Genomic DNA, 9,031 nt, shown 5'->3' with positions numbered 1-9,031 from the left:
TAGCGAAGCTAGGCTAGGTGTGTGGGAGGCCTTTTTCATTAAATCTCATCCATCATACTTACGTTGAAAATAAAAAAGATTGTAGAAAAACATGAGTTTCTCTACAATCTGGCCGGATTTATCCGGTTTTTTTGTTGCCTTTTTTTGAGTTCTGCATATGAAAGAGAGAAGGGGTGACCAGAATGGACGCATTCGAACAATTAATCGGCTCTTTGTTCACTAAACCGCATGATGGGAAAGAACAAGCGCACGAAAAGGTTGAAATGGATCTAGCTGATAAAGCGAATGATCTTGAGCAGCACTTAAAGGTATTTGGCGACAAGATGGATGCTTTTGCAAAGGAAACAGAGGCATTCATGATGCGTCATGGAGACACGGCTTACGTATTTAAACAGCAAAAATAAAATTTCCGCACTTTTTTATGTGATCGTCCAAACCATTTCTTGTTTTTTTCATATTTTGTAATGGAGTAGAGGAGGTGCTTAAATATGAGTTGTTACGGTTACGGTGGCGGTTATGGCGGCGGATACGGCGGCGGCTATGGCGGCGGCTATGGTTCAACATTCGTTCTTGTCGTCGTGTTGTTCATTCTTCTAATCATCGTTGGTGCTTCTTTCTTTAACTAAACAGTAAGAAGGTGAGGGAAGCAATGGGGGAGCCTTTTGCTTTCCTTTCTCTTTGGTCAAACAAGGCCTTAGGATAGGCACATATCTCGGCTATTTTCATATAGTAAGGTGATTACTCCACAAAGAGGAGGCAAATGAATGGATAATAAATTCTTTAAAAGTGTCGAAAATAAAACAGGTGTGAATATGAATGATGTCTTTAAGCTTGCAGGTTCATTGCAAAATGCCAATTTTAAAGATGAGGCGACTGTTCGAGGCGTCATTAAAAAAGTAGCGCAGCTTGCAAACAAACGTGTACCTAAAGAGATGGAAGACAAAATCGTTCAATCGATTACAAGTGGGAAAGAAAAGCTTGATTTCAATACAATCGCTAAAATGATGAACAACAAAAAATAAACAACAGGCTCTCCACTGAAAGGGGGGCCTGTTGTTTTTGTGTGAATCATTCACGATTTTTCTTTAGAAGAGGGTACAAAAAGCGAGAACGATGAGCGGTTTTCCCTCTTCTAAATGATGGAACAGATAGATAGAGAGATTGTTTTGCTCTTGTCATAGCAACATATAATAAGCGCCGCTCTTCTTCAATAGCTTCCTCATCACTGTTTCTCAGTTCATCAAGTGAGAAATCATGAGGCAGTGCCCCGTCGACCACACAAGTGATGTACACCGTTTGGTATTCAAGTCCTTTTGCGCGGTGAATCGTCATGAGCTGAACACCTGGTTCATCTGGTTTTTCCTTTTCAGCAGACTTCATGTGTTCGGCATGTGCGAGAAAGGCTTCAATTGTTTCAAAGCGTTTTGCAGCTGTTTTCACATCACGTACATCATCTGCCCCTTTTTCAAGCACATTCGTATCGGTCACACGTTTTTTCAAGTAATCACCAAGTCCCATCTTTTGTTCAATAAACGCCACAGCGTCAGACGGCTTTAACGTTCGTAAGGTTCGGAACAGGGGAACGATCGATTGCAGCTTTTTACGCTGAAACGGCTGAATGTCTGTTAGTTTTCCAAGGGCGTCTACCATTGAACAATCCTCCGTGATGGTCAGCGCCTTCAGGGTGTTCAGTGTCTGCTGCTTTAAAAAGAAGACCGGCAGTAGCTGTTTCATTGCAGCAACATCATCTGCATCCTGACTTAAAAAAAGAAAGGCGAGCAGCACTCGAACCATTCGTCTGCTGTAAAAGGCTTTCACGCCAGCTTCTGTCTCATACGGAATCGCCGATTGATGCAGCCGCTCATAAATGGCGCGTCCTCCCGTATTGGTTCTAAACAGCACGCAGAAATCATTCGGCTTTGCTCCGTTTTTAATTTTTTCCTGAATATCTGCCACAATCATGGTCGCTTCCTCTTCCTCGTCATATGGATAAAAGAGAGTGGGAGGGATTTTCTCCGCACGAACCGCTTTTAACGTCTTCGCGTAACGATGCTGGTTCTTTTTAATAATGGCATCTGCACTTGCGACAATTGTATGGTGAGAACGATAATTCGCATGTAAATGGACGATCTGAGCTGAAGGATAGTCCCGTTTGAATTCAAGAATGAAAGCAGGGTTGCTGCCCCTAAAGGCATAAATGGCTTGATCATCATCACCTACACAAAATAGCTGCTCTGATTCCCCGGCTAAAAGCTGAATCAACTGATATTGAACCGGATTAATATCCTGAAATTCATCAACTAAAATATATTTAAATCGTTCTTGATATCGTTTGAGCAGTTCAGGCTGTTCCGTCAGCATGTGTAAGCAGGCAATGGCCATGTCATCAAAGTCAAATTGCTGATGGTCCCGTTTCTGCTGTTCATACGATTGATAGATCGTCCAGATTTGTTTGTCCTTTTCATCTTTCAGCTCAGGAAGTTCGCCTGGTAAAAAGGCATTTTTCCAATAGCCGATCGATTGTAACACTTGATCGGTAGGATAGTCTTTCTCATCAAGTCCTTCATTCATCATTGCTTTCCGAAGGTACTGTTCCTTTTGCCAGTCGAACTTGATCAGGTGCTGGCCGTTCCATCTGTTCGGATCATCGTGAAGCAGCATTTTATAAAAAAGACTGTGGAAGGTGCCCGTCACGACTTGGTTCGCTTGTGATGGATGAAGCTGGTATTGCTTGCGCAGTCTTTCTTTCATTTCACTGCTGGCTTTTGTAGTGAAAGTGACGAGTAATATATGGTGAGCAGGAATTTGATGGTGTGAGATCAGATAAGCCGCTCTAGCCGTCAGCACCCTTGTTTTCCCGCTTCCGGCACCAGCCAGAACAAGCATTGGACCATCTTTATGTGTGACAGCTTGAAGCTGCGGCGCGCTAAAGGTGATTTGAGGAAAAAGGTCGATGGTATGTACTTGTTCATTCTCTTCTAAATGTAAGGCTTCGCTAAATTGAATCGACCTTGGTTCTTGCCAATCATACGATTCCTTTGTTTGCGAGATGACCTGTTTGCCAGCTGGAAAACGGAAGCCGCCAAGTTCTTTGTAGGAATAATTTTCCTCTGGTTCTTTCTTTTTTTTCATGTCTTCTTGTTCTTCTGCTTTTTCGCACATCTCTTGCTGAGACGTTTGCTTATGAATAAAGGCAGGCTCTTCATGTATATTTAATCTGAAAAAGACGGGTTGTCCGCAATATGGGCAGGATAAGTGCCCTTTTTTTCCCTCATCATGGAGGAATTGATAATGTTCTCTCGAATACGTATGTAATGAGATCGTTCGATCATGTCGTCGTGCGCATTTCAAAGCTAGTCCTCCAATAGTCAATCAATCTTAAAAAGAAACAAATCTAATCATATCAAATGAAGCGTGTTTCAAACAGTCATAATTAGGGAATAGTAGAATAGAAGAGAAGCAAAGGAGGCGTTCTTGATGGGATATATAGCCCCGATTCAGCCGGATCTGTATTTTCAATATATCAATCGTCCTGCTCCTCAGGATAAAGAAGACTATGCGAGAGTGACAGAGGTCACTCGCACCTTTCATGACAAGGTATACAGAGAGCTGGAGAAAAAAGAGGACTTAGTGACAGAAGCAGAAACGAAAGTACAGCAAAAAAAGCGGGAACGCTTTGTACGAGATATGTTTATGGAGGAAGGCAAGGGCATTCATATCAATGCTTATATATAAATGATTGCGCTTTCTTACCTTGACGAACGATAATAAATAATGAAAAGCCAGCGCATCCATGATGTCCTGGCTTTTCTCTTTGATCAAACAGATAGTGTTTTTGTCATTTTGACATGTGTGATACCCGCTTCTTCAAATGGTTCAGAAACGGCTTTGTAGCCTTTCTTTTCGTAGAAAGGAAGAGCTTGGACTTGTGCATGCATAACAGCTTCCTTTGCTCCCTTGGAAGTGGCCTCTGTTTCTAGCGCCTCTAGCAGTTTGTGACCAAGGCCAAAAGAGCGCGCCTCTTTTAACACACAAATCCGTTCAAGCTTTGCCTTGGGACCTTCAATCATACGCAGTCTAGCGGCTGCCTGCGGCTTATTGTCATCGTTATAAATGACAAAATGGGTGGCTTCGTCTTCTAGTTCATCAATTTCGATCTCTAAAGGGACTTCTTGTTCTTTTACGAACACTTCTTTTCGAACGTAATATGCATCTTCTCGTTGTGTTTGTGCTTTTGCGATGACTGTTTTCAAATGTCTTTATCCCTCTCCTAAAATAAATGTTTCATAAACGGTCCAAGATCCATTCTCTAATTGATATAAAAGATGGAAGCGGTCAACCGTTTCTTCATGATCAATCTTTCTCAGCTTTAATGTGCCAAGTACGTCTGAATGCTCATCATCTGATAATTTTTGAGCCACTGTTACATGCGGAACAAATGCATATTCCGGTGTGCCAGCAAGTGGGTCAGTGTACAATTTTTCATTTAGACCCATTAATTCCTCGTTCGGTTCTACTTTCATATAAATGACGTTGTTTACAGGAGCGAATGAACTGAATTTTTTAATGCGTAAGGTAATGGGAGAAGCATTTTTTGCATACTCTCGCAAGGTTGAAACGATCTCAGCTGCTTCTAGATCCGTTAATTCAAAAGGTGTTCTTAATGTTAAATGAGGCGGTATGAGTGCATAGTTCGGATCATAACGTTTCCGATAAGAGTTCGCAATATCTTGCAGTTTTTTTGATGGAAATATAACAACTCCGTATTTCATCATGTTCCCTCCTGATTAAGAAAGTATTTATTATTGTTTATTATAACAAAATTCAGTTGATTAACGAATATGGGAGCATTCTTTTTAACGAAGGGGCAATGAGCGGCTGCCAAAACGTCCATTTATGATCCCCTTCGAATGTTTCAAATAAATAATCCGCACCAGACTGTTCAAGAAGGGCCTTTAAGTCTGCGTTCGGTTTGATAAAATCAAGCACTTGGCCATCTGTTGTTTTCACAGCCGTTTCTTCCGATCCAATTTGATGGATAATGGCATAATGAGAAAGTGCTGTTGACTGTTTGACGGCTTCTAAGACCGACTCATCAACGTATGGAGACTGCAAAATCAGCCCGCCAAATAAAGAAGGATAATCAATGGCTGTCATGAGTGAAATCGTAGCGCCTAGTGAATCACCAATGAACGTACGTCCTGACCCAATTTGATACGTTGGATAGTGTTCATCAATATAAGGGACAAGTTCATTTGCCAAAAAACGTTTATACGCCTCAAACTTTGTGCCTTCTGGATGATACGTTTCTCGTCTTTCAGTGACATTTTCGTAAGGAACACCAATGATAATCGAGCGTTCCATTTCTTTATTTTGCATCAATTCTTCCGCCTGTCTGCCTATTTTACCTAAGCGGAAATAATCATGACCATCTTGTGCAATGATGACATGATATGTATAAAGGGGGGAGTAATTGACTGGCAAATAGATTAAAACGGTCATGTCCGTCCCAAGTTCTTTTGACTGTAAGGTTTCTTCTTGAATGATTCCTGTTTTCTTCACCATAATCCATTCCTCCAGCTAACCAAATTCATCACAAGTGAAACGTTTCCATTCATTGTAACATGAAAGACAGCGTTGTTCCTATATGCGAACATGCAATCAAATCGGCTGACATCCATTCTGTTATAAAATACAGAAAATTTTAATTAATCATTACAATTCCCCTTGAAAAATGAGTTTTAATACGTTACAGTATTAAGAATTAGAACAGACAGACAACACATTCTTATCGTGAGAGGTGGAGGGACTGGCCCTTTGAAACCTCAGCAACCGGTATGCATCACGTCACGTGATGTACCAAGGTGCTAAATCCAGCAAGCAGCTTTTTTGCTTGGAAGATAAGAGGAAGCGATTAAACCCCTTCTTCTTATGAAGAAGGGGTTTTTCTGTTTTGAAATCAGATTTTACTTAGGATGGTGTCAAATGACAGAACATGTGGAAACGAAATTAGCGCAAATTGGAAACCGTAGCGAAGAGGCGACTGGCACAGTCAGTCCTCCCGTTTATCTTTCAACAGCATACAGACATAGAGGCATAGGTGAATCAACAGGGTTTGATTACATTCGAACGAAAAACCCAACAAGACAGCTTGTAGAGGATGCGATTGCTTCACTCGAAGAAGGGACGGCCGGTTTTGCCTTCAGTTCGGGAATGGCAGCGATCCAAACGATCATGGCTCTATTTGAGAGCGGAGATGAACTCATTGTCTCATCAGACTTATATGGCGGAACATACCGTTTGTTTGAAAACGAATGGAAAAAATACGGCTTGCGTTTTCTTTATGATGATTTTTCAGATGAAGACTGTTTACGCTCTAAAATCACGCCAAACACAAAAGCCGTCTTTATTGAAACGCCGACAAATCCACTCATGCAGGAAGCGGATATTCAAAAAATAGCGAAGATTGCAAAAGAGCATGACGCTTTGGTCATTGTCGACAACACCTTTTACACCCCAGTCTTGCAAAAGCCGATTACGCTAGGAGCGGACATTGTCATTCATAGCGCAACCAAATATCTAGGCGGACACAACGACGTCCTTGCCGGGCTTGTGGTCACAAAAGGAGAGCAGCTATCTGAAGACATGTTCCAGCATCAAAACGCTATCGGAGCGGTCCTATCTCCATTTGACTCATGGCTTTTAATGAGAGGAATGAAAACATTGGCCCTTAGAATGCGTCAGCATGAGGAAAATGCGAAGGAGTTAGCGGATTTTTTAGAGGAGCAGCCTGAAATTCAAGATGTTCTTTACCCAGGCAAGGGAGGAATGCTGTCATTTCGTGTAGCCAAAGAGGACTGGGTCAATCCATTTTTAAAGCAGCTGAAAACGATTTGTTTTGCTGAAAGTCTTGGCGGAATCGAAAGCTTCATTACGTATCCTGCCACGCAAACGCACATGGACATTCCAGAAGAGATTCGCATAGCAAACGGCGTGTGTAACAAACTGCTCCGTTTCTCTGTTGGGATTGAGCATGTGGATGACCTGAAAGCTGATCTGAAACAGGCACTATCAAAAGTGAAAGAGGAGGTACATGCCAAATGACCACACACGATTGGACACTCGAAACAAAACTTGTTCATAATGCGTTTAAAACAGACCGTTCAACAGGTGCAGTCAGTGTGCCGATTCAGCATGCGTCCACGTTTCATCAAAGCAGCTTTGATGAATTTGGCCAATATGATTACTCCAGATCAGGAACCCCTACACGTCAAGCATTAGAGGATACCATTGCAGCGTTAGAAGGAGGAACAAGAGGGCTTGCCTTTGCGTCAGGCATGGCAGCCATTTCAACCGCTTTTCTTCTTTTATCAAAGGGAGATCACGTCCTTGTCACAAGAGATGTGTACGGCGGAACATTCCGTATGATCACGCAAGTCCTTTCGAGATTTGGCATTGAGCATACCTTCGTGGACATGACGGATTTGAATGAAGTCAAACAAGGCATTCAATCGAATACGAAGGTCATTTATATGGAAACACCGTCAAATCCTACACTGGGGATTACGGATATTGAAGGCGTCGTCCAGCTTGCAAAAGAGCATGACTGTCTGACCTTCTTAGATAATACGTTTTTAACGCCTGCTCTCCAGAGGCCGCTAGACCTTGGCGTTGATGTTGTGCTGCACAGTGCAACGAAATTTTTAAGCGGTCACAGTGATGTGCTGTCTGGTTTAGCGGTGGTCAAAGACGAAAAGCTGGGAGAGGAACTATATTCGCTGCAAAACTCTTTTGGTGCGGTCCTTGGCGTTCAGGATTGCTGGCTCGTGCTAAGAGGGTTAAAAACACTTCAGGTCAGATTAGAAAAAGCAAGCCAAACGGCAATAGAACTGGCTTCATTTCTAAAAGAACATCCTGCGGTGAAAAAAGTATACTACCCAGGCTTAGATGACCATCCAGGTGCAGAGATTCAGCGAAAGCAGGCAAGCGGAGCAGGAGCCGTTCTCTCATTTGAACTAGAGAATCAAGCGGCTGTAAAAGAATTGGTCGAGGGCGTCACATTACCTGTATTCGCCGTCAGCCTAGGCGCTGTCGAATCCATTCTGTCCTACCCGGCCAAAATGTCACATGCCGCTATGCCAAAAGAAGAAAGAGAAAAAAGAGGCATCACGGATGGATTGCTGCGATTAAGTGTCGGGGTCGAAAATGGAGAAGACCTCAAACGCGACTTCAAACAAGCGCTCGATCAACTAAAGCCCGTCCTTGTGAACCAGTCATAAATGAAGTGGGAAAAAAGCCGGCTCCTGAATCCGGCTTTTTGGCCTTTTTTGAACAAAACCATTGACGCCCTGTATATATGGTTATATAATAGAGACTGTCAGTACAGAAAGCCCAGAACTGATACATAACCCGATTCCGTAGCTCAGCTGGGAGAGCGCTACCTTGACAGGGTAGAGGTCGCTGGTTCGAGCCCAGTCGGAATCATCGTTGAAACCCTTGCTTAGCAAGGGTTTTTTGTTTTTCTAACAACAATATTTTATTCTGTTTTTTCAAATGGGGACGAATTAGGATGTCCTCTTATCCGCTAGGTTGTTTAAGTATTTTTAGGATCAAAACGATTAAAGTGTTCTGCAGTGTTAAATTCTAATTTGTTTGTGACATGGCCATAAATATCTGATGTTGTTTTAGCACTAGCATGTCTGGCTATTTTCTGAATAGCATTTAAATTTAGAGGTATGCGAAGAGCTCGGATTAAAGACAGCTCGGTATTACATATTAAAAACAAGCAACGTTTAAACTTTAGACAGTAATTAGAACTATCTAGCTATTGTTTTTGTATCTATATTCTTATTTAATGACAAGTTTTGTGTTGGTAAAATTGACCTTGTCAATGAATAGGAGGGAGTGACTTTTTCTGGGGAAGATACTTGATGCAAAAGCACTAACAAGTGCCATGGACACAAGGGCAAAACATTATCAGGCACTCCGTGAAGAAATGACCGATTTGAAAAAAGCTTTACAGGGCGTGGCA

General features: G+C 42.2%; 10 protein-coding genes, 1 tRNA gene and 1 riboswitch. Of the genes, 7 read left to right on the top strand and 4 right to left on the bottom strand.

The window, feature by feature from the left end:
• Window positions 1-182: 182 nt before the first annotated feature.
• The 3 genes from ACSLGF_RS18575 to ACSLGF_RS18565 all read left to right on the top strand — a co-directional run bounded on the left by ACSLGF_RS18575 (window position 183) and on the right by ACSLGF_RS18565 (window position 1,022).
• Window positions 183-404, top strand: coding sequence for a hypothetical protein (locus ACSLGF_RS18575; protein ID WP_099727563.1), 222 nt, complete (start codon window positions 183-185; stop codon window positions 402-404).
• 84 nt (window positions 405-488) lie between these two features.
• On the top strand, window positions 489-626 hold the full coding sequence (locus ACSLGF_RS18570) for a YjcZ family sporulation protein (protein ID WP_456007778.1): 138 nt from the start codon (window positions 489-491) through the stop codon (window positions 624-626).
• 138 nt (window positions 627-764) lie between these two features.
• Window positions 765-1,022, top strand: coding sequence for a stage VI sporulation protein F (locus ACSLGF_RS18565; protein WP_003212292.1), 258 nt, complete (start codon window positions 765-767; stop codon window positions 1,020-1,022).
• A 46-nt stretch (window positions 1,023-1,068) separates the two neighbouring features.
• On the opposite strand, the gene ACSLGF_RS18560 is transcribed toward ACSLGF_RS18565, so the two are convergent.
• A complete protein-coding gene (locus tag ACSLGF_RS18560) occupies window positions 1,069-3,351 on the bottom strand; it encodes a UvrD-helicase domain-containing protein (RefSeq protein WP_456007776.1) in 2,283 nt (760 codons plus the stop codon).
• Between the two features lie 126 nt (window positions 3,352-3,477).
• On the opposite strand from ACSLGF_RS18560, the gene ACSLGF_RS18555 reads away from it, so the two are divergent.
• Entirely contained in the window at window positions 3,478-3,735 is a 258-nt protein-coding gene (locus ACSLGF_RS18555; RefSeq protein ID WP_456007774.1) for a hypothetical protein, read from the top strand.
• Between the two features lie 83 nt (window positions 3,736-3,818).
• Here ACSLGF_RS18555 and ACSLGF_RS18550 read toward each other — a convergent pair whose 3' ends face one another.
• From ACSLGF_RS18550 to ACSLGF_RS18540, 3 genes are read right to left on the bottom strand one after another with little or no spacing between them, the layout of a single operon-like run.
• Window positions 3,819-4,253 (bottom strand): GNAT family N-acetyltransferase, encoded by a 435-nt coding sequence (locus ACSLGF_RS18550; RefSeq protein WP_456007772.1) that lies wholly within the window; start codon window positions 4,251-4,253, stop codon window positions 3,819-3,821.
• Between the two features lie 6 nt (window positions 4,254-4,259).
• Window positions 4,260-4,772 carry a YjcG family protein gene (locus ACSLGF_RS18545; RefSeq protein WP_456007770.1) on the bottom strand — a complete coding sequence of 171 codons (513 nt, stop codon included), beginning with the start codon at window positions 4,770-4,772 and terminating at the stop codon, window positions 4,260-4,262.
• A 52-nt stretch (window positions 4,773-4,824) separates the two neighbouring features.
• On the bottom strand, window positions 4,825-5,565 hold the full coding sequence (locus ACSLGF_RS18540; RefSeq protein WP_456007768.1) for an esterase family protein: 741 nt from the start codon (window positions 5,563-5,565) through the stop codon (window positions 4,825-4,827).
• Window positions 5,566-5,785: 220 nt separating this feature from the next.
• Window positions 5,786-5,907, top strand: a riboswitch (SAM riboswitch).
• A 78-nt stretch (window positions 5,908-5,985) separates the two neighbouring features.
• On the opposite strand from ACSLGF_RS18540, the gene ACSLGF_RS18535 reads away from it, so the two are divergent.
• The 3 genes from ACSLGF_RS18535 (at window position 5,986) to ACSLGF_RS18525 (ending at window position 8,484) form a co-directional block, all read left to right on the top strand.
• Window positions 5,986-7,104 carry a methionine biosynthesis PLP-dependent protein gene (locus ACSLGF_RS18535; RefSeq protein ID WP_456007766.1) on the top strand — a complete coding sequence of 373 codons (1,119 nt, stop codon included), beginning with the start codon at window positions 5,986-5,988 and terminating at the stop codon, window positions 7,102-7,104.
• Entirely contained in the window at window positions 7,101-8,279 is a 1,179-nt protein-coding gene (gene metC, locus ACSLGF_RS18530; RefSeq protein WP_456007764.1) for a cystathionine beta-lyase, read from the top strand. The genes ACSLGF_RS18535 and metC overlap by 4 nt, the downstream gene beginning before the upstream one ends.
• 132 nt (window positions 8,280-8,411) lie before the next feature.
• Window positions 8,412-8,484, top strand: a tRNA-Val gene (locus ACSLGF_RS18525).
• Window positions 8,485-9,031: the final 547 nt, after the last annotated feature.

It is taken from the genome of Bacillus sp. A015 (assembly GCF_053851875.1).
The sequence above is the reverse complement of the archived record's forward strand: the minus strand, read 5'-3'. Positions and strand labels throughout refer to the sequence as shown.

What these genes read in the sequence shown, in the direction of transcription:
- ACSLGF_RS18535 (WP_456007766.1), top strand. Translation starts at nt 5,986, where the DNA reads ATGACAGAACATGTGGAAACGAAATTAGCGCAAATTGGAAACCGTAGC.
- ACSLGF_RS18555 (WP_456007774.1), top strand. Translation starts at nt 3,478, where the DNA reads ATGGGATATATAGCCCCGATTCAGCCGGATCTGTATTTTCAATATATC.
- ACSLGF_RS18545 (WP_456007770.1), bottom strand. Translation starts at nt 4,772, where the DNA reads ATGAAATACGGAGTTGTTATATTTCCATCAAAAAAACTGCAAGATATT.
- ACSLGF_RS18565 (WP_003212292.1), top strand. Translation starts at nt 765, where the DNA reads ATGGATAATAAATTCTTTAAAAGTGTCGAAAATAAAACAGGTGTGAAT.
- metC (WP_456007764.1), top strand. Translation starts at nt 7,101, where the DNA reads ATGACCACACACGATTGGACACTCGAAACAAAACTTGTTCATAATGCG.
- ACSLGF_RS18540 (WP_456007768.1), bottom strand. Translation starts at nt 5,565, where the DNA reads ATGGTGAAGAAAACAGGAATCATTCAAGAAGAAACCTTACAGTCAAAA.
- ACSLGF_RS18575 (WP_099727563.1), top strand. Translation starts at nt 183, where the DNA reads ATGGACGCATTCGAACAATTAATCGGCTCTTTGTTCACTAAACCGCAT.
- ACSLGF_RS18570 (WP_456007778.1), top strand. Translation starts at nt 489, where the DNA reads ATGAGTTGTTACGGTTACGGTGGCGGTTATGGCGGCGGATACGGCGGC.